The sequence below is a fragment of the Parasphingorhabdus sp. genome, assembly GCF_039977335.1.
GTDB lineage: Bacteria > Pseudomonadota > Alphaproteobacteria > Sphingomonadales > Sphingomonadaceae > Parasphingorhabdus.
On sequence record NZ_JBDWDI010000001.1, the window covers coordinates 300,604 to 327,418 of the forward strand.

Below are 26,815 nucleotides of genomic sequence, written 5' to 3' on the forward strand. Positions count from 1 at the left end.
GAATATTCAAATATGGCCAATGTGACAGTTATTGGTGCCCAATGGGGCGACGAAGGCAAAGGCAAGATTGTCGATTGGCTATCGGAACGCGCTGATGTCGTTGTCCGGTTTCAAGGTGGCCATAATGCCGGTCATACATTGGTGGTTGATGGTGAAGTTTACAAGCTTTCGCTGCTGCCCTCCGGCATTGTCCGCGGGGCCTTGTCGATTATTGGTAACGGCGTAGTGCTCGACCCTTGGCATTTGCGAGACGAGATCGAAAAACTCAGCAAGCAGGGTGTGGCCATCAACGCCGACAATTTTGGTATTGCGGAAAATTGCCCTTTGATCCTGCCCATTCACCGTGATCTTGATGCGCTGCGCGAAGATGCGAGCGGCAAGGGTAAAATTGGTACCACACGGCGCGGCATTGGTCCGGCTTATGAAGACAAAGTCGGTCGCCGTTCGATCCGTGTTTGTGATTTGGCCTATCTTGATGATCTAGGACCACAGCTGGACAGGCTTTGTGCGCATCACGATGCGCTGCGCGCTGGTTTTGGCGAGAAGCCGGTGGATAGGGAGCGTTTGCTGACCGACCTGCGCGAGATTGCCGCCTCTGTGCTGCAATATGCGCAGCCCGTCTGGAAGCGCCTAAACGAAGCGCGCAAGCGGGGCGATCGTATTTTGTTCGAAGGTGCGCAGGGCGTGCTGCTCGACGTTGATCACGGGACCTATCCGTTTGTGACCAGTTCCAATACGATTTCCGGCACGGCGGCTGGTGGTTCGGGTGTAGGCCCATCTGGCACGGGCTATGTGCTGGGGATTGTGAAAGCCTACACGACGCGTGTGGGTTCGGGACCATTCCCAACCGAGCTGGCTGATGACATCGGACAACGTCTCGGTGAACGCGGCCATGAATTTGGTACCAATACCGGGCGGCAACGGCGCTGTGGTTGGTTCGACGCTGTGCTGGTCCGGCAGGCCCTGGCGGTATCCGGCGTTAGCGGCATTGCGCTGACCAAGCTGGATGTACTCGATGGCTTTGAAGAACTGAAAATCTGTGTTGGCTATGACCTAAATGGCGTAACCTATGACTATCTGCCGCCGCATCATCAGGATCAGGAAGCGGTAACGCCGATATATGAAAGCATGGCGGGCTGGAGTGAATCCACAGCTGGCGCGCGCAGCTGGGCCGATTTGCCAGCGCAAGCGATCAAATATATCAAACGGGTGGAGGAGCTGATCCAATGTCCGGTGGCCTTGGTATCAACATCTCCCGAGCGTGAGGATACGATTTTGGTGACGGACCCCTTTGCAGACTAGGTTTCTCCTACTTTTGACGCTGGCGGCGGTCGGGGGCTGCGGCGCTGGCGGACAAACCGCTGATACCGGGCAGCAGGCAGAGGATAGTGCGGCCCTGCTTCCGGTCATTCTAGCGGGCACCAAAGCGGACAGCATCTTGGTCGACAAAAGCGACCGGACGCTGATCCTCTATAAGGCGGACGAGGAAATTGCTCGCTATACCAATATCCGCTTCGGAAATACGCCACAGGGCCATAAACGCTTTGAAGGTGACGAACGCACACCGGAAGGACGCTATACGATAAATGGCCGAAACCCCGGCAGCAGCTATCATCTCAGCTTGCGAATATCCTATCCCAATGCGGCTGATCGCAGTTATGCCGAAGCGAAGGGCAAATCACCGGGCGGCGATATCTTCATCCACGGTCAACCCAATGGCCGCGATGGCGCACCAATTGCATCCGACTGGACCGACGGTTGTATCGCTTTGAGCAATGCTGAGATTCAGCAGATATGGAACGTGGTACCCGATGGGGCTGTGATCACTATTCAGCCTTAAACATCGTCCGCCGATATCATTTCCTCGACATCAATCTCACCCGTCATCACCGCCACCGTCGTCGCTATAGCAGCATCACCAGAGACGTTGGTTGTCGTACGCATCATGTCCATGATCCGGTCAACACCGGCGACAAAGGCGATGGTTTCCAGCGGTACTCCGACGCTGCCGAAGACGAGTGCCATCATAATCAAGCCAGCGCCGGGAATGCCCGCTGCACCAATGGCGCCAAGGGTTGAAGTGATCGCGATCAAGACATAGTGGCCGAAGTTCAAATCTACGCCGAAAATCTGCGCCCCGAACAACGTTGCGAGCCCCAGATACATCGCGGTGCCGTTCATGTTGATAGTCGCGCCTAACGAGACAACAAAACTGGCCACCGAGTTGCTAACACCCAGATTGCGCTCAACGCAGCGCAGGGTCACTGGCAGAGTTGCGTTGGATGAGGCAGTGGAATAGCTCACCGCAATCGCGTCGATAATGCCGCGGAAGAAATCAATTACCGGCAGTTTGGCGATAAATTTGATCATCGCGGAATACATCACACCGATTATCAATAGGCAGCCAAGATAATTGAGCCCGACCAGCTTCGCCAGCGAGACAAGTGCATCAGGCCCTAGCGTGCCAGCAACCCATGCCATCAGTGCAAAAACGCCAAAGGGCGTCAGCTCCATGACGATCATCGTCACCTTTTGCATGACGATGGCACCGCTATCGAAAATCTTCGCGAGCGGTTTGCCGTCTTCTTTCGCCATCAAAATGCCAATACCAATCAGCAGCGCAAATACGATCAAGGGCAGAACACGCACGTCGGCCATGACTTGCACCGGGCTGTCTGGGACAATCGAGAGGATCATATCAACGGCGCTGGTTTCATTCGGTGCAGGTGTCTCGCCCTTCTGGAGCGCGCTGGTGTCTACGCCTTTTCCAGGTTGGAAAAACGTGCCCAATGCTAGCCCAAGCCATGCTGCAATTTGACCGGTTATGATGAATAAGATCATTGCCCGTCCGCCAACACTGCCGAGTTTTCGGAGGTCACCAAGGGCTGCAACGCCAGCAACCAGCGAGAAGAAAATCAACGGAACGACCAGCATCCGGATCGCTTTGATGAAGAAATCACCGATCCATTTGATCATTTCCGCATCCGGCCCCCAAGCTAGACCGGTAATAATCCCTAAAATCAACGCCGCGATAACCCGCTGCCAAAGCGGTATTTTGAACCAGAATGACAGCATGTCACCACCCCTATTTATATTTTGTCTCAGCCTATCGTCGCAACCCAGTTACGGCAAGCGATTAGCGGCAAGTCGTCACATCGTAAAACTGATCGCAAGACAGGTGGCCAATCCAACACCGAAGGTCAGCGGAATGCCGGCCTTGAAGAAATCGGTGAACCGGTAGTTGCCCGCCGCGTAAACCAATGTGTTGGTTTGATAGCCGATTGGTGTTGCGAAACTGGCTGAGGCGGCAAACATGACGGCGATGACCAAGGGCCTTGGATCGACGCCGAGATCTTGACCCAGCGCGATAACAATGGGCGTTATGATGATCGCCACGGCGTTATTGGTGACAATCTCTGTCATGAACACGGAGAGCACATAGATCGCAAACACTAACGCCCATGGCGGCAGATCGCGAAGCCAAGGCGTGAGCTGATTGACGATCAAATCCACGCTTCCTGCTTGTTGCAGGCCAAGACCGACCGCCAACATCCCGAAAATGAGCACCAGCACATTGCCGTCAATTGACCCCCAAGCTTCCTCCGCATCAATACAGCGTGCGAGCAAGATGGCGCCGACCGCCAATATGGCTGCAACGGCAAGCGGGATGATATTAAGCGCGGCGAGGGCGACCACGGCGACCAGAGCGCCAATCGCAATGGGCGCACGGTCCCGGCGAAAGGCGCGTATCTTGGTCTGGCCGACACCAAAGAGATTGGGATTTTCATACATCCGCTGAATATCTTTGCTCGACCCGGTGACGAGCAAGCGGTCTGCGGCATGGATACGGGCATTGGTGAGGTCAGATCGTGGCAGGTTGCGATAGCGGGTCATGCCCAATATGCGGACATTTAACTGCCCGAGAAACGGAATGTCGAACAGACGATTACCGATACTGGGATGGCCAGGAGCAACCGTTGCTTCCACCAGTTCCTCACCCAATGGTCCGACATCACCAGACCGCACAATGCCGATTTTGAAGTCTTCCGAAGACCGCAGGGATATGAGTTCGGCGAGATCGAGCCGGACGACAATGCGATCACCAGCGCGCAGCTCGTGATGTTCCAGATCATGGCGGATATAGCTGCTCAGCCGTTTAACCGCAGAAACATTTACGCTGGTCCGGCGGATAATCGGAACCTCTGAAAGCATTTTGCCAATGGCGGAAGATCGGTTGCGTACCGTGAGCTCGGTTAGAAAATCACTTTCGTCGCTGCTTGAAAACTCCCCGCTCGCTTGCCCCTTGGGGAGCAACCAGCTGCTGAACAACACCATCATGATGGTGCCAGCTACGGCAGCAATCAGGCCATAGGGTGTAATTTCAAAAATCCCGAACCCATCCATTCCGGTATCACGAGCGACCGCATCGACGATCAGGTTGGTAGACGTACCGATCAATGTAGTGGTGCCGCCCAAAATACAGATGAAGCTTAAGGGGATGAGTAGTTTTTTGGAGGAGATGCCAGTTGCACGGGACAGGCGGATGATGATCGGGATCAGCACGAGCACAACCGGCGTATTGTTCATGAATGCGGAAGCGACAAAGGCACCCAGGAACATTTCGACGACCGCCAGTTTGGGTCGTTTTTTTGCCCGTTCGATGATGAACCCGGCAATCGCATCAATTGTACCGGTTCTTAACAGTGCTCCAGAGAGAATGAACATCGCTGCTATGGTGATGGGCGCTGTGTTGGAAAAGACAGAAAACAAACCGTCGGAATCGATTATACCCAGAAAGAGAAAGGTGCAGGCGCCCAGTACGGCAACGACGGCTGCGGGAAACCGCTCCATGATGAAGCCAGCGAACAGGAAGCCCAATATGACAAGACCGATAATCGCCTTATGCGCCTGAATATAGTCATCAATGACATGAAGGACGAGGTCGATCATTTAAGGACGCTTACCCGCATTGTGCTCTGTGCAGCATTTTCTGATCGGCGAGCACCAAGGCCATCATGGCTTCCACGACGGGGACGCCGCGTATGCCGACGCAGGGGTCATGACGGCCCTTGGTGGTGATCTCGGTCGCTTCGCCATCGCGCGTGATGGTATCAACGGGTGTCAGGATTGAGCTGGTCGGTTTGAAAGCCACGCGGCAGAAAACAGGTTGTCCTGTGGATATGCCGCCTGCCGTTCCGCCGGCATGGTTGGATTCGAAACGTGGTCCTTCATTGCCTGGTCGCATGGCATCGGCATTGTCTTCGCCGCGCAGGCGAGCCGCTCCAAAGCCGTCGCCAATTTCAACGCCTTTCGTGGCATTGATTGTCATCATGGCCGACGCAATTTCACTGTCGAGTTTGGCATAAACGGGCGCACCCCATCCAGCCGGAACACCAGTCGCTTCACAGGCGATGATCGCGCCAAGGCTGCTCCCGTCCTTACGCGCGCCATCAACCAAGGTTTCCCAGCGTTTGGCCGCGGCTGCATCCGGACAGAAAAACGGGTTATTGCCAATTTCATCGGCATTAAAATTCGCCATATCAATTGCATCACCGCCAATTTCAGCAACCCATGCGCGGACCGATACTTCTGGAATGGCCAAGCGCGCTACCGCGCCTGCTGCGACACGTGCCGCTGTTTCGCGGGCGCTGGATCGGCCGCCGCCGCGATAATCGCGAAAGCCGTATTTGGCATCATAGGCATAGTCGGCATGGCCGGGGCGATAGGCTTTGGCGACTTCACTATAATCCTTGGACCGCTGATCTACATTTTCGATCATCAACGAAATAGGTGTGCCCGTAGTCTTGCCGTCGAACACGCCCGACAGGATTTTTACCTGATCGGGTTCCTGCCGTTGCGTGGTATATTTCGACTGGCCAGGACGGCGGGCATCCAGAAAGGGTTGAATATCCGCCTCACTTAGCTCCAAACCAGGAGGGCAACCGTCGACCACCGCGCCAAGCGCAGGTCCGTGACTTTCCCCCCAAGTGGAAAAGCGAAATACGCGGCCAAAACTGTTAAAACTCATATACCCTCATTTATTGGCCCACTTTTTTGTTTTTACAGGCGACCAAAGGCGGGCGCATATTCTGCTCGCCCTGACTGCGGCTTTTGGACCGTCTCGTCAAGCCAGAGCGCTTGAAAATACGGTCCAGCAAAGGGCGATGCAAATGGCTTTGCGTCCTCAACCGAAAAGCCAAAGCGGGAATAGTAACGCGGGTTGCCCAGCAATATGATCAACTGCCAATTCTGTGCCCGTGCCCATTTGATGGCGGCTTCGACAAGCTGCGATCCTATGCCCTCAAGCTGACGGTTCGGTGCGACAGCAACCGGCCCCAGACCTAACGCCTTAATCGGTTGGTCTTCGGCTACGGCATCCATCGGGCTTAGCGCGATATGACCGATTATTGCTCCATTCTCCTCAACCACATGGGAAAAGACGAGATCGCCATCGCTACGCAACATATCGACGAGCCGCGCTTCGGCATCAGTCTTAAAGGCCGCCGCGTTTACAGCAAAGATCGGTTTTTCGTCACCTGATTTCTCCGCTCTGAAAAGCATCAATCCAGCGCGATATCAGGCGCATCTTCCTGCTTCATTCCGATCGTGTGATAGCCAGCATCAACATGATGCGTTTCACCCGTGACGCCGGATGATAGATCAGAGAGGAAATAAAGCGCAGATGATCCGACATCGTCAATGGTAACATTACGGCGCATCGGGGCGTTAAGTTCATTCCATTTCAGGATGTAGCGGAAATCTCCGATACCGGAAGCCGCCAAGGTCTTGATAGGCCCGGCAGAAATGGCATTCACTCGGATCCCGTCGGGGCCAACGTCATTGGCAAGATATTTGACCGATGTTTCCAGCGCAGCTTTTGCGACACCCATGACGTTATAATGCGGAATGACCTTTTCCGCGCCATAGTAGGATAGAGTGAGCATCGATCCGCCGGGATTCATCATCGCGGCGGCGCGTTTGGCAACGGCAGTAAAGCTGTAGACGCTGATATTCATCGTCATGAGGAAATCATCGAGTGTCACATCAAAATATTTGCCGCGCAAGGCTTCCTTGTTGGTGAACCCGATAGCGTGAACGACAAAGTCAATCGTGGGCCATTTCTCGGCCAGTTCGGCAAATGTTTTATCCAGCTGGTCCATGTCAGATACGTCGCAATCCAACAGGAAATCACAGCCCAGTTCTTCGGCCAGCGGTTTGACGCGCTTGGCCATCACTTCGCCCTGATAGCTGATCGCCAGTTCGGCGCCTGCTTCGGCCAGTTTTTTTGCAATGCCCCAGGCCAGCGACTTGTTATTCGCCAGGCCCATGATCAGGCCGCGTTTGCCTTTCATCAGTTCATTCATTGCCAGTCCTTTTCGCATGTAAAATTTGGTTCTCAATAGCGCCCATGCCGCTGATATTCCAGAAAATCATCATTTGCCGCTCATAAGTCCGGTTCTTCATGCTGCGGCCGGTCAGCAAGGGCCGCATTGAGCTCGGATCCAATCACCATGCCAAGACCGATCAGATAGAAGAAAATCAGCGTGATCATCACCCCGGCAAGACTGCCATAAGTGAGCTGGTAATTAGCGGCATATTTCAGAAAGAACGGTAGCAAACCGGTTATCAGCAACCACCAGCCGCTAATGAACACCGCGCCTGGCCACTTCGGATAGGCGCGCGGCCGATACTGGCGGGGGGTGAGCAAGCGGAAGAGCAGATAGAGCGTGATGAAAAGGATGAGGAAGGGCAAGACATTGGAGAGCGAGAACCAGGTGGTGCTTTCTTCCAGATTCGGGAAATAGCCCACAAGAAATTCGCTAATCCCTGCGACAACAAACTGCGCACTGAGTGCCAGCATCGCGAAAAATACCGACAGGATGATGAGGCCGATGGAGGTCAGGCGATATTCCCAGAAGGCGCGCTGGGCCGTTACGCCATAAGCCCGGTGGAGGATTTCGCGGATGGTTTCGATCAGGCTGGCGGTGGTCCATAGGCCAACGGCGGCACTGAACCAGAGCAAGGGGCCGGTCCGTGCGCCCATCGCATCCTGGATTGGATCGTGCAGCGCGCCTGCAACCGAGGGTGGAACCGTGCGCAAAAACGCTTCGACAAAATCGATGCCGATGGCGGTTTGACCGATGCTGCCAGCAATCGCGGCGGCAACGATGAAGAAGGAAAATACCGCCAACAGCGCGAGATAGGCAAAATTTCCGGCAAAGGTGAAGCCATCTGTATAGACGCCGACGGCTGTTCGCTCGACGACCGAAATAATCTGGCGGGGCAAATGGCCTTCTGCCAGTGCTTTGGCCGCTCGTTCGCTTTTCCGCCCCGGCCGCGACGGTTCTTCGTGCCGCGCTTCGGGGGAAAGAGGCGATGAGTCAGACATGAAGCCGTTTAGCCAAAATTATACACCCATATCAGCGCGCGGGTTTTCACCATTGTCCCAGTCTTTCACAAATTCCGCCAGCTTTGCATCATCCTTTGGCAATGCGATCATCAATGTCACCAGCTGATCGCCGCGCCCGCTGGTTTTCTTGTGAAAGCCCTTATTCTTGAGGCGCAGGGTATTACCGGAATCGGAGTCAGCGGGAATTGAAAGCATCACGGGGCCATCAACGGTCGGCACCTTGACCTTGGCACCTTCAACCGCTTCTTTCAGGCTGATCGGTAGTTCCAGTTTCACATTGTCACCGTCGCGCTCGTAAAAGGGGTGGCTGTTTATGTGGATGGTCACAATCGCATCACCATTGCCGCCCGGGCCCTGCCGGCCCTTGCCACCAAGCCGCATTTGCGTGCCTTCCTCGACGCCCTTGGGCAGGCTGAGGTCAATGGTCTTGCCATCTTCCAGAGTGATCCGCTGTTTTTCGAGCGTCGCCGCAGCGATAAACTCAACTTTCAGCCGATAGGAAACATTGGCGCCTTTGGGCGGAGGGGCGCTTTGCTGGCGAGAACCAAAGGGGCTTGAACTGCGCCCGCCGCCGCCAAAGAGCCCGTCAAATATGTCACCAAAATCGGAGCCGCCGCTGCCAAAGTCAAATTGCTGACCGCCGGCACCGCGCGAATATCCGCCGCCTTGTCCGCCGCCAAAACCATATCCCGCAGGATTGCCGTCTGCGTCAATTTCGCCGCGATCAAACTGCGCGCGTTTATCTTTGTCGAGGAGCAGATCATAAGCCTTGGTGACATCGGAGAACCGCTCCGTCGCCTTGGGGTTATCTTTATTGCGATCGGGGTGCAGTTCTTTGGCAAGCTTGCGATAGGCGCTTTTAATTTCCTTTTCGCTGGCGCCTTTGGCTACGCCCAATGCTTGATACGGATCTGCCATTATACGCCCTTTTTCAATTCCTTATCTCTCTTCAAGATTGGAACTATAACTCTTTAATTCAACTCAGTGTCTTATTGAGGTACTACGGCATCTGCAACTCTATTATGACGCGTGAAGCGCAGCAACAAATAGAGCACTAGCCCCAATGGCCCCAACATCAATACGAAAAACAATATGGGAACCTGAATCCAGCGCGCAAATCCGTATTGATCCGCATTGCGGGCGACCCACATACCGACAAACAGATCAAAGGCAAGATAATGGATCCAGCCAATGGTGGCCCCGCCATCGCTGGACAGTAACGCCTGAACCCCTGCCAGAGTGGTAAAGTCGGGGCTACCGCCGCTGCCGCCGCCGATCATACCGGTCATGAGCGGTATGATAATCACGGCATAGGTGAGCGATAGCAGGCCGACCCCACCATAAAAAATGCCCTTCATCACAATCTCGCGCCGGGGTGCAAAGGCCAATATCAGCCACATCAACAAAGCCCAGTTATTGGTGATTGTGAATATAAGTTCCCAGTTCATGATGTGTTTCCCCTCATCCTTTGAATAGGGGGTTAGCATGAAAAAGGCTGTGGGGCTATTTGCAGCGCTGTTGCGTGGAAAGAAGTCTTAGTCAAAACTTTCCGTTACAATGGGTTACGACCTTGGTGCTTGACAGAAGAGCGGGTTGATAGGGTATAGAACAAAACATGAACATAAGTGATTCTCTACGCCCAGTAAGTTTGAGAGGAGCAGCTGCCTTGCCGCTGTCCTCTGCGTCTCGCTTGGGTAAAAATATCAAGAAAGAGGACACTATTCTGCTGGGTGCCCAGCGTTTTGATCATGCGTTACGGCAAGGACTGCCCAGAGCCGCGCTGCATGAAGTGCAAGCCGCTTTCAAAGCGGATATGCCCTGTGCATCGGCATTTTGTTCGCTTGTGGCAGAACGCTGCAGACTATCGGGGCAAATGGCAAGTAGCCCGATATTATGGGTTGATGAGAAACAGTCCCAGCGGTGTAAAAACCTGCTCTATCCCCCGGGTCTGGTTGAGCTGGGCATTGACCCTAACCAGATAATATACGCGCAGGCAGGGAATATAATTGCTGCGCTCAAGACTGCGGCAGATGCCGTGCGTTCCCATGCCGTTGCGGCAGTCATACTCGCGCTTTCGGGGAAAAATCCGCGCGGCCTGGATCTGACGGCAACCCGCCGTTTGTCTCTTTTTGCACGAGAAAGCGGTGTGACCGTTTTCTTGTTGCGCGATACGCTCTCTTCGCTCCCAACGGCTGCCTATAGCCGCTGGCAAATATCATCTGCGCCATCGCGGCCTTTGGAAGCAAATGCACCCGGTCATCCTGTTTTTGATGTGAAATTGCTGCGCCACAGGCGCGGGATAGAGGGGCTTTCAAGCCGATTGGAATGGAATCGTGACAGTAGAATATTTGAGGAACAGGCGCCGGATATTAGCGCTGTTCCTGCCGTTTCTGTCTTCGGAACGGATTATCAGGAACAGCGCCGGCGCGCTTGATACCGCTAGCGGACGGCCTTTTGCTCTCGTGGAGAAAAGACGTGGTGCGCTTGTCTTGGCAGCGCTTGACCGGCAAGCACAAGAGCAGGGGCTGCATATCGCTATGCCCCTGGCAGATGCGCGTGCACGGGTGCCTGAATTGCTCATATTTGATCATGATGGAGATGCCGATACGCATTTACTCGCAAGGCTTGCCGAGGCTTGTGAGCGCTATACGCCGATGGTCGCGGTGCATCTGCCGCAATCATTGGTCCTTGATATATCGGGTTGCGCGCATCTGTTTGGCGATGAACAAATATTGGTGCGGGATGTGGAAGATCGCTTTGACGGTGCGAGGCTATCTTTGCAGTGGGCTTTGGCCGGAACAGTTGATGCAGCGCTGGCGCTTGCCCGCTTTGGCCTGAAAGAGGGAGCCGAGGCGCAGTTACCCGTAGCGGCGCTGGATATGAATGACAGAACGCACAGATCGCTGGAACGCGCCGGGCTTTATCATATCGGAGATTTGACAGACCGCCCGCGCGCACCGCTGGCGGCACGCTTTGGGTCAGAACTGGTGTTGAAACTGGAGCGTTTGCTGGGGCAGGAGGATCGCCCTGTTAATCCAAAGCGTAAAACATCTGCTATCATTACCGAACGGCGTTTCGCCGAACCAATGGGGCATATCGATAGCGCCTTACTATGCCTGCATGAACTGTTTATCGAGGCTGCGCAGCTGCTGGAAGAAAGAAAGCAGGGCGCGCGTAACATACGGATGCAACTATTTCGCTGTGATGGTCATGTTGCCAACCTGGCGATCGAAACGGGTGCGCCGACCCGTGATGACAAGCTGTTTCGGCGCTTGCTGAATGAACGGATCGATAAGCTGAACGACCCGCTTGATCCAGGCTTTGGTTACGATCTGGTACGCTTGTCGATTGCCCGTGCGGAATCCCTGAACGCGGTACAAACCGATATCCATGGTGCGCGCGATGCGGCATCAGATGAAGCGGCTTTGCTCAGCCAACTGAGCATTCGCCTGGGGCGGCAGGATGTGCAGCGCTTTGAGCCGGCCAATAGCTATATTCCCGAACATGGCCTGCGTGCCCGCGCGGCGCTGGATTACACACAATCCTTCATCTGGGATCAGCCGGAATTAGCAGCGCCGCCTACTCGTCCGCTATTCCTGTTTGACCCGCCGCAGCATATCAAGGTGATGGCCGAAGTGCCGGATGGTCCGCCGCGCCGCTTCATATGGAAACGGATCACCCATGATGTGACACGCGCGGAAGGGCCAGAGCGGATTGCGTCGACATGGTGGCGCAAGCGGCAAGGGCATTTGCCGGGCAAGGCAGGGCTGACCCGTGATTATTACCGCGTTGAAGATAGCGAAGGGCGGCGATACTGGCTGTTCCGTTACGGGCTATATGGAACCGAGAAGGCCCAGCCCGACTGGTATATTCACGGCAGCTTTGCATGACAGCCTTTGCCGAACTGGTCGCTACGACACATTACAGCTTTTTGCGAGGTGCCTCTGCGCCAGCGGATATGGTGTTGCACGCCATAAAGCTGGGCATGAATGGGCTTGGCATTGCCGACAGAAACAGCGTGGCTGGCGTGGTGCGTGCGCATGTGGCGCTGCGTCAGGTGCGGGAGGATGCGGCCGAAGAAGGCGTGGAACTACCACCCTTTCACCTGATCGTCGGCGCGCGCTTGTGTTTTGTGGACGAGATGCCAGATATCATTGCTTATCCGGTAAACCGCAAAGGTTGGGGACGGCTGACGCGGCTGCTTTCCATCGGTAACTTGCGCACGGAGAAAGGCGCCTGCCATCTTATGCTCGGCGACCTTTTGAACCTTCATCAGGACATGCAGTTTATCGCCATGGCTGATGAAGGTGAACTAAAGCTTTTGCAGCCTTTGATGAATGTCGCACATGACCGGTTATGGGTTGGTGTGACAATGCCGCGTGATGGTGCAGATCGCCGCTATCTTGCGAGATTGCAACAAGAGGCGGCACGGCTGGACTTGCCCTTACTGGCCACCAACGCGCCCTTATTCGCGACGGCCGAGCAGCGCCCGTTGAGCGATATCCTGACCTGCATATCCGAAAAAACGACGATCAGCGAAGCCGGCCGCTTGCTTGCCAAAAATGCCGAATCCCATCTGAAACCACCGCAGGAAATGGCGCGGCTATTTGCCGATTGCCCGCAAGCCATAGAGGCAACACAGCGCTTTCTGTCTGGCATCCATTTCTCGCTTGATGAGCTCAGCTATCATTATCCCGATGAGCCCGTACCAGATGGATGGACACCGCAAGGATGGCTGGAGCATCTTACCCGAGAGGCAGCAGCAAAGGCACATCCAGACGGCATTCCTCATAAATTATCGGCCAAACTGAGCGAAGAATTAGAACTGATCAATAAGCTTGAATATGCGCCTTATTTTTTGACGGTTCATGATATTGTTCGCCATGCGCGGTCCAAAGATATACTCTGCCAAGGCCGCGGCAGTGCGGCCAATAGTGTGGTTTGCTATCTGCTTGGCATTACGTCGGTTGATCCGATGAAACATGACCTGTTATTTTCTCGCTTCATTTCGCAAGAGCGCAAGGAACCGCCCGATATCGATGTCGATTTTGAGCATGAGCGCCGGGAGGAAATCATCCAGTATATCTATGACCGCTATGGGCGCAGTCGCGCCGCCATCGCGGCCACGGTTGTGCATTATCGGTCGCGCAGCGCTATTCGGGAAGTGGGTAAGGCGCTGGGTCTGTCAGAAGATATTACCAGCCGCCTTTCCAGCACTGTTTGGGGAAGCTGGTCCACCAAAGACCCGGATAAGCGTTTCGGAGAAACCGGACTTGATCCCGAAAGTCCGGAAATAGCGCGCCTTGGTGCTTTGGTGCAGCAGATACTCGAATTTCCCCGGCATCTGTCCCAACATGTGGGTGGCTTTGTATTGACGCAGGACCGGCTCGACGAAACCGTACCTATCCATAATGCCGCGATGGAAGACCGCACCTTCATCGAATGGGACAAGAATGATATTGATGCGCTTGGCCTGATGAAGGTTGATGTCCTGGCGCTCGGCATGCTCACCTGTATCCGTAAATGTTTTGATATGATGCGGACATATGGCCTTGGCGATTATGCGCTTGCGACTGTCCCGACCGAAGATTCCGTCACCTATGACATGCTGTGCGAGGGGGACAGTGTCGGCGTGTTTCAGGTGGAAAGCCGGGCGCAGATAAATATGTTGCCGCGCCTTCGTCCGCGCGAATTTTATGATCTGGTCATTCAGGTCGCGATTGTGCGGCCCGGCCCGATAGAAGGCGACATGGTCCACCCCTATTTGCGCCGCCGTTCCGGTGTCGAGAAAACCGAATATCCATCACCTGCCCCGCCGCATGATCCTGATGAGCTAAGAGGCGTGTTGGGGCGTACTTTTGGCGTGCCGCTGTTTCAGGAGCAGGCGATGAAGCTTGCCATTGTCGCTGCCGATTTTTCACCTACCGATGCTAACAAGCTGCGCCGTGCGATGGCGACATTTCGCAATGTTGGCACCATCCATCATTTTCAGGCGAAGATGATCGAAGGCATGGTCGCACGCGGCTATGACCGCGAATTTGCCGAACGATGCTATAACCAGATACAGGGATTTGGCAGCTATGGCTTTCCGGAGAGCCATGCCCAGTCTTTTGCAATTCTCGTCTACATATCCTCGTGGATCAAATGTCACCATCCCGCCGTTTTCGCCGCCGCTTTGCTCAATTCACAGCCAATGGGCTTTTATGCGCCCGCACAAATCATCCGCGATGCACGGGAACATGATGTCGAGGTGCGCAGCATCGATATTAACCACAGCCAATGGGATAATATATTGGAAGCGAGCCGTGATGGTAGCCACGCGGTGCGTTTGGGCTTGCGGCAAATTGATGGTTTCCGGGAGGCATGGGCCGAGCAGATGATCGCTTGCCGACCTTTTGCATCGATTGAAGAGCTGTCCCATGGGGCGAAATTGCCGCAACGCGCCATGCAATTGCTGGCCGATGCGGATGCGTGCCGGTCGATCGGATTGGACCGCAGGCAGGCGCTATGGGAGGTCCGCCGCACGCCCAGCGGGACGCTGCCATTATTCGCTGCGGCCGATGCAAGAGAACTGGCTCAGGAGGAGGACGCACAGCTTCCCGACATGACCCGGCGTGAACATGTGATTACGGATTACCAGACAACGCGCCTGTCGCTGAAAGGCCATCCGATGGAATTTTTACGGGAAGCCTTCCATCGCCAGAAAGTGTTGTGCTGCGCTGATGTTGCCCATGCCAAAAACGGATCAATCGCAGAAGTTGCAGGCATCGTGTTAATCCGTCAGCGCCCCGGCAAAGGCAATGCGATTTTTGTGACGCTGGAAGATGAAACGGGGATTGCAAATATCCTCATCTGGGCACGCCTATTCGAACGCTATCGCCGCCCGATAATGGCAGCGCGCCTGATGAAGGTCCGCGGGGAGGTACAGAAAAGCAAAGAAGGCGTGATCCATATCATCGCCAGTCATGTGCAGGATTATACCGATCGTCTCGACCGGGTTGCTGCGGCCAGACCTGGTATCAAAGCCAGCGATACTGAACCCGCAGTCGCCGCCAATCGCGGCCACCCACGTAATGTCCGCATTTTGCCGGGATCACGCGATTTTCATTGAGAATGATTGCTGGGCTGAAGTGACCAACCTTTTGGTAGTGGGTCAGTTTGGAAATTAACGTCCGTTTTGCACCCAAAGCAGACACTAGCGTTGTGACTGGTATATCCCGAAAGCAGATATCAGAAATCTCTTGTAATATTTGAAGCTGGCCTGCGTGACTATTGTGTTGCTCACAAAACCGATTAATAAATGAATTATTCTCAACAGGATGATATACGCCTGAAGGAACAGGAGAGGCCCCGGTCATGTACATCAAACGTGCACTATCATTTACAATATCACTAGCGCTCTTTTCTGGAATCGCATCAGCGGAGGAAATGAGCCAGAAATCGCAAATTACGATGGGTAATGGAGCGGCCAATGCGATCCAGGTTGAAGGCTTAACCCGCCAAAATGAAAAATCCATCGTTTCCGAAGTTCGCGTCGACGGAATGAGCGTATCGACCTTGCGCGCAAACACCACGACGATCAATTTTCCTGAGGTCACGATTGAAAAGGCGGGTTGGCTGGTTCTTCACCCGGTCATCGATGGCCGTCCGGACGGTGATATCGTCTCTGGTTTCTCCTATCTGAACCCGGGTCAGACCAAGAATGTAACAATGAAAATTCAGCACCCCGCTGATGCCGGCGATAAATTTTTGGTCATGTTACACAGCGATGTTGATCAAGACCGCGTGTTTGATTTCGTCTTTGTGGAAGACGGAATCAATGTTGAAGATACTGCCGTTTTTGAAGACACCCGTATGATCGCTCACGTGATCGCTCTGCCCGAATAGGTAGACGAATAGTCATCTGGAAGGTCGCCAAAAACACTGAATAGCGAAAATTTCCATACCCCACGATGCAAGGTTATAGTGGCCAGTAAGCGCCAAGCCAGCGATCTAGAGCATCGGCCACTTTCAGCCATTGCTCGTTGTCCCACATTACCATCGCAGTGAATTGATAGAAGAGTAAAATACCGCAGCCGATTAAGGTGGCTGGAGATATTCTCCCCAGTTGCTTCCAGTCATAAATAAATAGCGGGATCAACATCAGGTCGAGATATATGTACTGCGCGTATATAAAGGTCGCATCGTCCACCAATCCCGGCAGGAAGGTTATCCGGCTGGCCGCTGCTTCGACAAGAAAAAACGTAAGCAGCAGCATATAGCGCATATGTTCCTGTGGAGCACGCCGCCGTTCGCGATAACCAAGCCAATAGAATAATGGTATCAGAACGAAAGTCCACAATTGCAGGAAAAAGATGCTGTCCAGACGCGCCTCAATCGGTTGCGGCAAGTCTTGCAGAAAGTTGGCAACAGAGAGCGTGACGCCGGAAGCCATGATCAATAGGAACAATATGAGGGATGCGGTTCCGAAATATTTGTGCAACCGGCTCGGTCCACCACTGGCAAGCACAGCCTGCACTATGAACAGTCCAAGCCAGCCGAACATAATGATAGCATGAACGAAAACGGCAGGCGGGAAATCAAAATTTCCACTCAAGAGCGGAAAGAGAAAAGACGGGCCGAACCCCGCCACCGAAACTGCTAGAAATAACAGGCCCATGATTGCGAAGAACAAGTAGGGCCGTCTTGAACGCAATGAATTCCCCCTCCGATTAACAAATGCGCTGATGACATTCGTTTCACTCGAAGCCAACTTACCACCTTGCAATATGCATTGTCCAATATGGTCGCTTACGCAGCAGTCACAGCGAAACTGTTTGAGAGAGTGGTACCGGATCGAAAGTGGAGCTACCGCCTTTGATCATTGGACTCCTGAGTTTATTAATCGGAGAATATCGATGTTGGTTTGAGCAGTGAAGATATGAAAGTGTATCTGGCCTTGCAACTTCGCCGCTTCGCCGCCAAATAACCATTATGACAGATGCACCTTTAAAGGCCGTGATCATTCCGGTTACGCCGCTCCAGCAAAATTGCACGCTTCTATGGTGCACCAAAACCAATAAAGCGGCGTTGAGCGACCCCGGGGGAGATCTCTCGCGGCTCAAGGCTGCGGTGGCGGAACATGGTGTGGATCTGGAGAAGATCATCATTACGCACGGCCATCTCGATCATTGCGGGCAGGCTGGTATGCTGGCGGAAGAATTGGGGCTACCGATAGAGGGGCCACATAAAGACGATTTATTCTGGATCGAACAGCTGGACGGCGACGGTGCGCGATACGGGATGGAGGCGAAAAGTTTTGAACCCGACCGGTGGTTGAATGACGGCGATCAGGTCACGGTGGGCGATCTGGTGCTCGATGTCATCCATTGCCCTGGTCACACGCCGGGACATGTGATTTTCTATCATCAACCTTCGAAACTCGCCGTTGTCGGTGACGTGATTTTTCAAGGTTCAATTGGCCGCACTGATTTTCCACGCGGCAATCATCAGGATTTGATTGATGCGATAACGCAAAAGCTCTGGCCGCTGGGCGATGATGTTACCTTCATCCCTGGCCATGGTCCGACCAGCCAATTTGGTTATGAACGCAAGACCAATGCTTTTGTCGCGGATGATGTGCTAGCTGCGCGATAAAGGCCAGTTCGCTAGCCCCTATTCATATACCGGTTATGCCGCCCGCGAGCTTTGTCGGTAGCCGAGATAAACAAATATCAGCGCGATGATGGCGGGAACTGTCTGCACGAACATGATTCTCTGCGACACCGTAACCGCTCCAAAAATCCCGGCAGCGGCAACAAACAGCAAGAAGCAAGTAGCTACCTTGAACCGCCATTCGGCGTTCCTGATAAACAGCGACCATAGCAGTCCGATGGCCAAGAATGCATTATACAAACCCTGATTTGCCGCCATGGATTTTGTCGGTTCGAATAAATCCACTGGAAAGGTCGAAAAAACCTGGGGCCCTCGTGTTGTCCAAGCAAATATTTCAAACCACGCGATATAGAGATGGAGCGCGGCAATCAGGCCGACCAATAGCATTGCAATTCTGTTCATTTACCTGCTCTCCTTATGACGGTGAAGGCTAGCAGCTTTAATGGTGTTTGTTAAACGGCACTTGGGTCTTTGTTCTGGTGATCCGCTGCAAAGATACGATCCTTGCCGGTTCAAGCTGGTTCGTTTCGCCGCCTCCACGTACCATTGGCACAGGATTAGCCGACATGTTGATCAATCAGGATCGCATTGCCGTCGGGATCAAGGACCGTCAAGCTCGCGGGGCCGCTTCCATCGGCATCCGCTTCGGTCGCAAGTTCCACGCCCTTTTCTTTCAATGCCTTTTGGAGGTCTCGAATATCAGTAAAGTTCTCCAGGGGCTCTGCATCGCTATTCCATCCAGGGTTGAAGGTGAGGATGTTGGTTGGAAACATGTCCTGAAACAGCCCAATTACCGTGTCGCCATTTTTCAGGATCAACCAGTTCTGGCTTTTGTCGCCGCCAAAGGATGCAAAGCCGAGCTTTTGGTAAAATTGCTCCGACGCCTCCAGATCCTTGACTGACAGGCTGATCGAGAAAGCGCCTAATTGCATAGATAATTCCTTTCGTTGAAATGGCGCTGGGATCAGTTTTTTGCGGGCAAGAGTTTGGGATTGCGCAAAAGACCAGCTGAAAGCAGGGATATGATCAGGCCAACCGGAAAAATCTCCAGGAAGGTCATTGGCAGGCGGATATAGGGCTTGGCATAATTGGCTTTCATATCCTCCATCTCGACAACCAGCTGATCCAGAGCGGCGCCGCTAAGCCCTTCGGCTTTTTTCGCCTCGACCATTGTCGATGTATATTCTTCAATGAACACATAATCGGTATTGAACAGGTAGATTTCCCAGACGCATACATAGACCATTGCGGCAATTGTAGCGATCGCAAGGCCAAATCCCAGCGCCGGCAGGAATTTGATGACCCCGCCTAATTCGAGATCGCGGTAGCGTTTGATGCCAACAAAAATCATAGACAGGGCAATCAGCATCATCAGATAACCGAAATATTCTGATGCGAAGAAACCCTGTCCTCCGCTGGAGAGCAGTCCGATCATCATTGTGCCGATAACAATTGCTCCGGATATGAGGCCGTAGATTATCGCGATTTTGAATTTGATCATGAAAACTTCCTCCCGTTATGAGAAGGTTATGACGCAAAAACCCCTCTGAGAATATCACCCTGATGGGTGATTGGAACAAAATCACCCGAGAATATTAGGGAATCAGGTGCAATGATTTGGCTTTTTCAATCGCCAATACACGCCGATCGACCGACAGTTTCTCGAACAGATGGGCGATATGGGTTTTGATAGTGTTGGGCGAGATGCCAAGACTACGCGCAATTTCTTTGTTGGATTGCCCCGTTGCCAAAGCCTCCAGCACTTCCAATTCCCGGCTTGAGATGCCGAGTGATCTCAAAGCCGGATCATTGCGTTCAAATGATGTGCTGGTCGTGCGGGCGGTCAATCGGTGTCCAACCCAGATACCAAGCGACACGAAAATAAGGGCGAGCAGAACAATATAGATATCGGTTGGAATAGTTTTGAGGAAAAACCTATATTCCAGCCATTGCAGGACAAAGGCCGCCAGTGCCAAGGCAAGAGCGTATAAAATTATCGTTTTGAAAACAGGTTTTCTCATCCACAGTCATGATCATGGATGACAGTAACCGCGTCAATCCCTTTCAAATACGATCTTGATGTCCGGATCCATCATAGCGTCTGCGGCTTGGGAAAAGGGAACGGAGCGGGTTATGACATCATCTGGATTAATCGTTCCGCAATGCGCGCAATCGAGGATATGGTCTATCTCGGTGCGGGCGTGGACGCGTCCGACGGTGTAGGTGATACCCTTCATATACATGGATCTTAGCGGGACTTTTGCCTGATTGCTCATGCCGGCGGATACACCGCTGCACGTGCCGCAGGGTTCGGTTGAACGGATCGCAAAGGTCAGGGCATCGGGCAGGCCAGCGGCTTCTACGACAATAGGGAATTCTTCTGCGGCTCTGAGATCGGGGCTATATTGGGTTTCGATCACTTCTGCGCCCAGAGCCTTGGCTTTGGCGAGTCGTCCAGCATCATAGTCGCGGTAAACTATCCGGCCAGCGCCCAAAGTGCGGGCTGCCTGAATGGCGAACAAGCCGACACTTTGCGCCAGCCCGCCGACAATCAATATGTCCGCGCCCGGCCGCTGAGCGAGCGGTTCTGCGACTGTGCGATAACCGTCGCCGGCATTGTCGGAAATCGCTGCTGCACCGGTAATGGAAACTCCATCAGGGATTTTGACCAGCATCGCATCGGCAAATGGCACGTTCATCAGATCACTCAATCCGCCGCCCCATTTGCGCTCACCTCTGGGCGCAAAACCATAAGCGGCAAAAGGCTCGACACTGGTGCAAGCATTGGTCCAGCCGCGCTGGCAATTATCGCATGATCCGCAGCTAATCTGGAATGGAACGATAACATGGTCGCCGGGCGCAAAGCCTTTTACACCATCGCCTACCTCAACCACTTCTCCGGCGATTTCATGGCCAAAGGCAAAGGGCCCTTCCATCGGATACATGCCGCTGGCCATATAAAGATCGAGGTCGCACCGGGTGACGGCGAGCGGCCGGACGATGGCTTCACCCGCGTTCTGAAGCGTCGGCGCAGGCACCTCGTGCCATTCAAATTGCTTGGGTTTAATGAAGGTCAGTTGATTGATGCTGGTCATGGTTCATTTTCCTTTGAACCAGATGGTCGGCCAATAGACTCTATATTGGAACTGCCAGATTTGAATAATAATTATTCATTTATGAAAATCATTTACTGATCTAAGGGATAGCTATGACAATCGATTGGGATACGGTGCGCTGCTTCATCGAAGTGGCTGAGAAACGGTCGTTAATGGCTGCTGCTGAGGCGCTTGGCATGTCCAATGCGACATTGGGGCGCAAAATCGATGCGCTGGAAATGGCGACGGGATTGCAGCTTATCCTGCGCGGCCCGGGCGGTGTGATCTTGACCGATCAAGGTACGGAAATGCTGGCCTTGGCCAAAACGGGCGGCGACCATCTGTTTCAGATGGAGCGGCTGGCTTTCTCGCTAAAATCCGATCGCCGGGCTTTGCCCGTTCGGATATCGACCACCGAAACAATGGTCTCTGCTGTACTGGCTCCAAACTTGCCGATGCTGTGGGACAGGCATCCGGGCCTTTTGGTGGACTTGATCATGTCGACGGAGCTCGCAGACCTTAACCGGCGCGAAGCGGATGTTGCAGTGCGGTTGGCACGCCCGAAAAATGAAGGGCTGATCGCCCGCAGGCTGCCCGAGGTAACAGCTGGTCTATATGCTTCGGCTGATTATCTCGACGGACGCGATCCGGGCAATCTCGACTTGGGTCAGGAAAAGCTGGCAGGGCTTGACGAGAAATTTGGCGATATCCCGGAATTGCTCTGGATGAACCAGCATGGCTTGCAGCAGGCTGTATCCGTTCAGACCAGCAGCATCTATGCGCTATTGGCAATAGCCAAATCCGGAGCCGCCATTGCCATGGTGCCTGACTTTCTGGCGCAACGCCAAGGATTGATTCCGATAACTGCACCGCGGGTTCCGGGTCGCAAGCCGTGGATCGTGTTCCACCGTGATAACCGGCGTAACCCTGAGATAAAAGCCGTCCGTGACTGGATTGTTGCGTGCTGCCAAACAAGCTTCGGGGCGATCTAACTCTCTGCCTTTGCTTCATCTGCCTTCATAACCTTGCCGTAGATCCAGCCGATGCCGATTAGTGCGATACCAAGGCCGAGGAAGGACAGGATACGCAATATGCCCTCCAGCTGTGCAGCATCAATTAGGAATACCTTGAACGTCACCAGTGTCAGCAGCAACAGCCCTGCGATCCGCAGCAACGCATTAGTGGTCTGGATGCCCCTTGCGAGCCACGCAATGGCAAGGACAAGCAGTCCGGCACTATAGAGATAAGTCTCGGTCGAGGTGAACGGCGGCGTGGCGATATCGGTGCCGTGGACGGCCTGACGCACGGTCACCATGACAGCGGCGATGGCGGCAAGCAGGCTTCCAATTTCCAATGGCCGAACCAGCTTGGGCAAGCTGGCCGCCAACGTCTCGGTTCGTGCATAAAGCCAAAGCCATAGCATCGCGGCGGTAAAGTGCAGCGTGCCGAGATTGGCAATCGGGGCAGGGCCCATGGCCTGTTTGACGCTCGTTGGGCTGAGCAACAACAGGTCGAAATAGACAAAGCGGAACAGGGCCAGGCCAGCCAATGCAAAGCCGAGAGATTTCAGCGGTGTCGCAAGCTTGTCATTCCAAGTCTGTCTGAGCAACAGCCAGCCAGCGAGGGCCAGTAAATGGGTGAAGACGGCGCGCTCCGCGAAGCCATAAGCAACAAAATCCTGGATCGGACCGATGGCGAGCGGCTGTTTGAGCAGGGAATAGACAAAGCCGCCGACCGCGATAAGGCCAAAGCCCGCGATGATCTTTGATATGACCTTACCGAAGCCATCCCGAAAGAAATAGGTTATGCCGACAATCGCTATGGCGGGAAGTAGCAGCTGGATGACGGACGGGCCCAAGTCCGGCAAATAAGGATAGAGGTCGGTATCACCAGCCAGCGACTCGAACAGACCCTCGATTAGACCAAAACCGTCGGCCAGCATGATCATCCCGCCTAGGGCAATGGCGACGACTGACTGTACGCTAATGGCTTTGCGCGTGATGAAGCGGGCCCAGAAAGCCAGTGCCGCAGCGATCAAGATTGCCACGAGTGCGCCCAAGCTTTGCGGGGTCCATATCCATAGCGCAATAGCGACTAATATCGCGGTTAGGCCACTGGCCAGGGGCGGTGGCAGAAACGCGCTTACAGCGCGCGTTCGCCATGCCATAAAAGCCGTGGTCGCCGCGGTGAGCAAGCAGGCAATAGCCCAACTATTTTGACTCCAGCCCAAATCGCCCAGGCCATAGATAAGCAGCAGCATGCCGGTCGGAGCAGCCAAGCCTACGGCAGCCCACATCCATCCGTCTTTTTCGCGTAAGGCAAAGACATGTCCGGCAGCGCCAAATAGCACAGCCAGGCCAATCGCAGCGGATAGCTGCATCTGATCTGCGCCGGTGTTGGAGAAAGCCGTTGCAACCATCGCCAAAGACAGGCCAAGAGCCCCGGCAACGGCTGGTGTCATATCCTTATCGCGCCAGGCGAGTGCAATGGCAAAGATTGCCAAGACGCCAAAGAACAGCCAGCTGACTAATGAGAACTCGATCAGGGGAGCAAGTGTGACCAGCTGCAACAGGCCGACACCCAGTGGGATGGCCTGCATGACCGGCTTGGGAATTCCAAAGCTGGTGCCGGTGCGCGACAGGGTCAGTACGCCGCCAATGGCCAGCAACACAATGAAGGCGCCTACAAAGGGCACATCACCGCTCAGGTCCATGAACAGAAGGGCTGTGGTCCACAGGACGCTGCCGCCGGTGGCAAGAAGCGCCAGCCAGGCCCATCCGCGATGGATCGCGAGGCCGAACAGGCCAGCGGTAAACACACCGAGATAGATGAGCAGCGGTGCGACCGATTCCGGTCCCAGTCCAGCGACATAAGGGGCCGCGAAACCGCCGAGCAATCCCATGATCGCTGTTGGCGGGCCGTGGCGCTGCGACAGCACGAAGGCCAATATAGTGACCGCTATGACGCCACCGAGGGCAGGATAGAGGCCAAGCAGACCATAGAGTTCGCTCGCCATATAGAGAGTCGCATAGAGAACCGCGATTCCGGCACCCGCAATGCTGTGGCCAATGCGGACATCATCGGTAAAGATCTTTCCGAATTTGGGAATTTTATAGCCAAATTCGGAAAGGCCGATGAGCAGCAATCCGAACAAGGTTGCCGTGACGCAGCGGGCAGCGGGACCGAATAGGCCGGCTTCGATGGAAAAGCGGACCAGGAAGAAGCCGGCAAAGATCAGTGCGATACCGCCAATCCAGATCGGCAGCTTGCCGCCAATGAGGTCTTCAAATCGTTTTGCCGCACTCTGGCGCGGTGGCGGCGGTTCTGTACTGACTGGAGAGGCCGGAGGCGTCGGCGAAGTTGGTTTATAGACTTTCCGAGATGGTTGCGGCGGTGCCGGCGCGGTGACTTTTTCTGGCGTTGCTGCTGCTTTGGCGGCGCGTTTGACTGGCGCTTCCGGTGCGGACTCCGGTTCCTCTGCTGGGGGCTTTACAGTTTCGGCCAACACGGTCTGTTTGGTTGCCGGACTAGCCTGACGGTCACGATTTTCGAGTATATCTATACGGTTGCGGAGCGCGGCAATGGTTTTACGCGAATCCAATACCAGCACCATCAGGACAATGATCCCGGCAAAGATCAGGACTTCCATTCACTTATCTCCGTTAAGCAGATATTTCTGCCAGAATAGCAGCGAGGCCCAGAACTGATAGTCCGCATTTGCCTTCTTGCGGAACCCATGACCTTCATTTTTGGCGAGCAGATGCCAAGCTGGCCGGCCATTTGCGCGCACGGCTTCGACAATCTGATCGGCTTCGCTGGCCGGAACCCGTGGATCATTGGCACCGGTGACAACCATAAGCGGCGTGTCAATTTCGCTGGCGCGCCGCAGCGGGCTGATTTCTTCTAATTTGGCGCGCTGTTCAGATATCCGCTCGTCACCATATTCAACCCGGCGAAGATTACGGCGATAGGGCTGCGTATTTTCCAGAAAAGTGACAAAATTGGAAATGCCGACGACTTCCAGTCCAGCTTTGAGCGTATTGCCATAGCGGAGCATGGACGCCAGCGTCATATAGCCGCCATAGCTGCCGCCGGTGACCGCAATCCGGCGTTTGTTGATAAGTTTATCTTTGCGCAAATGGGAGAGAAACGCGCCGATATCCTTAACGCTATCTTCGCGCCGGAACGGGCCATTGTCGAGCGCGGTAAAGCGCTTTCCAAAGCCGGTAGAGCCGCGTACATTGGGATAGAAAATCGCAATACCCAGCTCATTGATCAGATAATTATTACGACCCAGAAACCGCGGTGTCGCCTGTCCTTCCGGCCCGCCATGAATATTGATGATCAACGGGCGCTTGCCCTTATGTCTTTTGGGATCTGGACGATAGAGAAATCCGGACATCTTCTCGCCATCGAAACTGGTGATCTCGATCAGCTCAGGCGCGACGTTATTGGCGGCGTCCAGTCCACCCGTCTCGCTTTTGGTCCAGCGTGTGATCGCGAGCGTTTCCGGGACAATGCTATAGCTGTCACTGCCCCCTTGGTTGGTGTTGAGTGTGAAACCCAATTCCCCCCATGGTGCAAATTTGAAATTGCCAATTACGCCGGCCGGCAAATCGGACACCGTGCGAACCGCGCCGCTTTGCATATCGTAGATTTTCAGGACAGAGCGGCCAGCCTGATTGACTTCAAAAGCGATCCAGCGGCCGTCTTTGCTGATATCAAAATCGGATATGTCCCAGATTTTTTCGTCAATAATCGGCTCAAAAACCGCCGTCTCAATATTGACCGTACCTATTCGCTGGACATCGCTGCCATCGTCGGAGGCGGCCCATAGCTGGCCATCTGGCGCATATTTCAAGCCATTGTAGGCAACCGGCTGGCTGCTGTTGGTCAGCTTGCGGGCGGTGCCATTGGCGATATCGATCAGGTAGAGCTGGTTGTCGGTGACCGAGACATAGTTGAAAACCAGCAGATGCTTGTCATCCGGAGAGAAATCGATCGGAAACCAACCACCGCCGGTAGACGCGACCAGCATGACCGTGTTGTCCGGGTTGGTCGGGCTCATCAGATAAATATCATTATATAGCCCGGTCCGCTTGTTGGAACCAAAGGCCAGAAAATTGCCGGAGTTGGACCACGGGCCCATGCTGTTCCGGCTTTTGCCGTCCGTCAGCATTTTGGGCACACCGTCTTCCAGCACAAAAATCTGGTTCACTTCATTGCCGCCCATATCTTTTTGAAACAGCAGTGCAGAGCCGTCGGGCGCATAGCTCGCCGAGCGTGCTGGTTCGTCGCCAAAGGTCAGCTGTTCCCGCGTGCTCAGCGGTTTCGCGATCCGGTGCAGCTGGCTGGTATCAGCAAAGCGGGTGCGCACCAGCATCGCCTTGGTTTTCGGGTCCCAGCCAACGAAGCTGGCGGTCCGGAATTCCATATAGGGCCGGGTTTTCTCGACAATAGACATCGGAATGCCCGGTATCTGGTCAGCGACCAATGCTGCAGGTTTGGGCGCAATCGCATCGGCCATTTCTTCTGCCGCAACAGCGGACGGTGCGAAAAGTTGCAATGAAGCAGCCACCAGCGCGCCAACAAATGTCATGCGCATCAGGCGCGTCTCCCTGTTTAGTTTCGCTATGCTTATGGACGAACGGTATAA

General features: G+C 54.2%; 24 protein-coding genes. 8 read left to right on the forward strand and 16 right to left on the reverse strand.

Going from position 1 to position 26,815, the window contains the following annotated elements:
• Positions 1-12 precede the first annotated feature (12 nt).
• Both ABJM21_RS01465 and ABJM21_RS01470 read left to right on the forward strand, forming a co-directional pair.
• Positions 13-1,302, forward strand: coding sequence for an adenylosuccinate synthase (locus ABJM21_RS01465; RefSeq protein WP_348303249.1), 1,290 nt, complete (start codon positions 13-15; stop codon positions 1,300-1,302).
• The gene (locus ABJM21_RS01470; RefSeq protein ID WP_348303247.1) at positions 1,292-1,840 is read left to right on the forward strand and encodes a L,D-transpeptidase family protein; all 549 of its coding nucleotides are present in this window, start codon (positions 1,292-1,294) and stop codon (positions 1,838-1,840) included. Before ABJM21_RS01465 ends, ABJM21_RS01470 begins: the two co-directional genes overlap by 11 nt.
• Here the strand turns inward: ABJM21_RS01470 and ABJM21_RS01475 are convergent.
• From ABJM21_RS01475 to ABJM21_RS01510, 8 genes are all read right to left on the reverse strand, one after another.
• Positions 1,837-3,075: a dicarboxylate/amino acid:cation symporter gene (locus ABJM21_RS01475; RefSeq protein ID WP_348303245.1), complete on the reverse strand. Its 1,239-nt coding sequence runs from the start codon at positions 3,073-3,075 to the stop codon at positions 1,837-1,839. The genes ABJM21_RS01470 and ABJM21_RS01475 overlap by 4 nt on opposite strands.
• 75 nt (positions 3,076-3,150) lie before the next feature.
• Positions 3,151-4,950 carry an SLC13 family permease gene (locus tag ABJM21_RS01480; RefSeq protein WP_348303243.1) on the reverse strand — a complete coding sequence of 600 codons (1,800 nt, stop codon included), beginning with the start codon at positions 4,948-4,950 and terminating at the stop codon, positions 3,151-3,153.
• A 10-nt stretch (positions 4,951-4,960) separates the two neighbouring features.
• Positions 4,961-6,028: a chorismate synthase gene (gene aroC, locus ABJM21_RS01485; RefSeq protein WP_348303241.1), complete on the reverse strand. Its 1,068-nt coding sequence runs from the start codon at positions 6,026-6,028 to the stop codon at positions 4,961-4,963.
• Between the two features lie 32 nt (positions 6,029-6,060).
• Entirely contained in the window at positions 6,061-6,561 is a 501-nt protein-coding gene (locus tag ABJM21_RS01490; RefSeq protein ID WP_348303239.1) for an N-acetyltransferase, read from the reverse strand.
• Positions 6,561-7,364, reverse strand: a complete 804-nt coding sequence (gene fabI / locus ABJM21_RS01495; protein ID WP_348303237.1) for an enoyl-ACP reductase FabI — start codon at positions 7,362-7,364, stop codon at positions 6,561-6,563. Before fabI ends, ABJM21_RS01490 begins: the two co-directional genes overlap by 1 nt.
• Before the next feature lie 80 nt (positions 7,365-7,444).
• Complete coding sequence (locus ABJM21_RS01500; protein ID WP_348303236.1) at positions 7,445-8,389, reverse strand: YihY/virulence factor BrkB family protein; 945 nt, start codon at positions 8,387-8,389, stop codon at positions 7,445-7,447.
• Between the two features lie 18 nt (positions 8,390-8,407).
• Positions 8,408-9,328, reverse strand: a complete 921-nt coding sequence (locus tag ABJM21_RS01505; protein ID WP_348303234.1) for a DnaJ C-terminal domain-containing protein — start codon at positions 9,326-9,328, stop codon at positions 8,408-8,410.
• Between the two features lie 71 nt (positions 9,329-9,399).
• Positions 9,400-9,858 (reverse strand): ABA4-like family protein, encoded by a 459-nt coding sequence (locus ABJM21_RS01510; RefSeq protein ID WP_348303232.1) that lies wholly within the window; start codon positions 9,856-9,858, stop codon positions 9,400-9,402.
• 167 nt (positions 9,859-10,025) lie between these two features.
• On the opposite strand from ABJM21_RS01510, the gene ABJM21_RS01515 reads away from it, so the two are divergent.
• The 4 genes from ABJM21_RS01515 to ABJM21_RS01530 all read left to right on the forward strand — a co-directional run bounded on the left by ABJM21_RS01515 (position 10,026) and on the right by ABJM21_RS01530 (position 16,297).
• Positions 10,026-10,844 (forward strand): hypothetical protein, encoded by an 819-nt coding sequence (locus ABJM21_RS01515; RefSeq protein WP_348303230.1) that lies wholly within the window; start codon positions 10,026-10,028, stop codon positions 10,842-10,844.
• On the forward strand, positions 10,744-12,300 hold the full coding sequence (locus tag ABJM21_RS01520) for a DNA polymerase Y family protein (protein ID WP_348303228.1): 1,557 nt from the start codon (positions 10,744-10,746) through the stop codon (positions 12,298-12,300). The genes ABJM21_RS01515 and ABJM21_RS01520 overlap by 101 nt, the downstream gene beginning before the upstream one ends.
• Positions 12,297-15,521, forward strand: a complete 3,225-nt coding sequence (locus ABJM21_RS01525; protein ID WP_348303226.1) for an error-prone DNA polymerase — start codon at positions 12,297-12,299, stop codon at positions 15,519-15,521. Before ABJM21_RS01520 ends, ABJM21_RS01525 begins: the two co-directional genes overlap by 4 nt.
• A 317-nt stretch (positions 15,522-15,838) precedes the next feature.
• Positions 15,839-16,297 carry a hypothetical protein gene (locus tag ABJM21_RS01530; RefSeq protein ID WP_348303225.1) on the forward strand — a complete coding sequence of 153 codons (459 nt, stop codon included), beginning with the start codon at positions 15,839-15,841 and terminating at the stop codon, positions 16,295-16,297.
• A 73-nt stretch (positions 16,298-16,370) separates the two neighbouring features.
• On the opposite strand, the gene ABJM21_RS01535 is transcribed toward ABJM21_RS01530, so the two are convergent.
• Entirely contained in the window at positions 16,371-16,955 is a 585-nt protein-coding gene (locus tag ABJM21_RS01535; RefSeq protein ID WP_348303223.1) for a hypothetical protein, read from the reverse strand.
• A 428-nt stretch (positions 16,956-17,383) separates the two neighbouring features.
• On the opposite strand from ABJM21_RS01535, the gene ABJM21_RS01540 reads away from it, so the two are divergent.
• Complete coding sequence (locus tag ABJM21_RS01540) at positions 17,384-18,046, forward strand: MBL fold metallo-hydrolase (RefSeq protein ID WP_348303221.1); 663 nt, start codon at positions 17,384-17,386, stop codon at positions 18,044-18,046.
• Between the two features lie 33 nt (positions 18,047-18,079).
• Here the strand turns inward: ABJM21_RS01540 and ABJM21_RS01545 are convergent, their stop codons facing one another.
• The 5 genes from ABJM21_RS01545 to ABJM21_RS01565 form a co-directional block, all read right to left on the reverse strand.
• Positions 18,080-18,451, reverse strand: a complete 372-nt coding sequence (locus ABJM21_RS01545; protein WP_348376550.1) for a DUF1304 domain-containing protein — start codon at positions 18,449-18,451, stop codon at positions 18,080-18,082.
• Positions 18,452-18,621: 170 nt separating this feature from the next.
• Complete coding sequence (locus ABJM21_RS01550) at positions 18,622-18,996, reverse strand: VOC family protein (RefSeq protein ID WP_348303218.1); 375 nt, start codon at positions 18,994-18,996, stop codon at positions 18,622-18,624.
• A 32-nt stretch (positions 18,997-19,028) separates the two neighbouring features.
• Positions 19,029-19,565: a DUF4199 domain-containing protein gene (locus ABJM21_RS01555; protein ID WP_348303216.1), complete on the reverse strand. Its 537-nt coding sequence runs from the start codon at positions 19,563-19,565 to the stop codon at positions 19,029-19,031.
• 94 nt (positions 19,566-19,659) lie between these two features.
• Complete coding sequence (locus ABJM21_RS01560; protein ID WP_348303214.1) at positions 19,660-20,085, reverse strand: LuxR C-terminal-related transcriptional regulator; 426 nt, start codon at positions 20,083-20,085, stop codon at positions 19,660-19,662.
• Positions 20,086-20,118: 33 nt separating this feature from the next.
• Positions 20,119-21,159, reverse strand: a complete 1,041-nt coding sequence (locus ABJM21_RS01565; protein WP_348303212.1) for an alcohol dehydrogenase catalytic domain-containing protein — start codon at positions 21,157-21,159, stop codon at positions 20,119-20,121.
• 113 nt (positions 21,160-21,272) lie between these two features.
• On the opposite strand from ABJM21_RS01565, the gene ABJM21_RS01570 reads away from it, so the two are divergent.
• Positions 21,273-22,151 carry a LysR family transcriptional regulator gene (locus ABJM21_RS01570; RefSeq protein WP_348303210.1) on the forward strand — a complete coding sequence of 293 codons (879 nt, stop codon included), beginning with the start codon at positions 21,273-21,275 and terminating at the stop codon, positions 22,149-22,151.
• On the opposite strand, the gene ABJM21_RS01575 is transcribed toward ABJM21_RS01570, so the two are convergent.
• The gene (locus tag ABJM21_RS01575; RefSeq protein WP_348303208.1) at positions 22,148-24,808 is read right to left on the reverse strand and encodes a DUF2339 domain-containing protein; all 2,661 of its coding nucleotides are present in this window, start codon (positions 24,806-24,808) and stop codon (positions 22,148-22,150) included. The two genes, ABJM21_RS01570 and ABJM21_RS01575, sit on opposite strands and share 4 nt — an antisense overlap.
• Positions 24,809-26,764 carry a prolyl oligopeptidase family serine peptidase gene (locus ABJM21_RS01580; RefSeq protein WP_348303206.1) on the reverse strand — a complete coding sequence of 652 codons (1,956 nt, stop codon included), beginning with the start codon at positions 26,762-26,764 and terminating at the stop codon, positions 24,809-24,811.
• Positions 26,765-26,815: the final 51 nt, after the last annotated feature.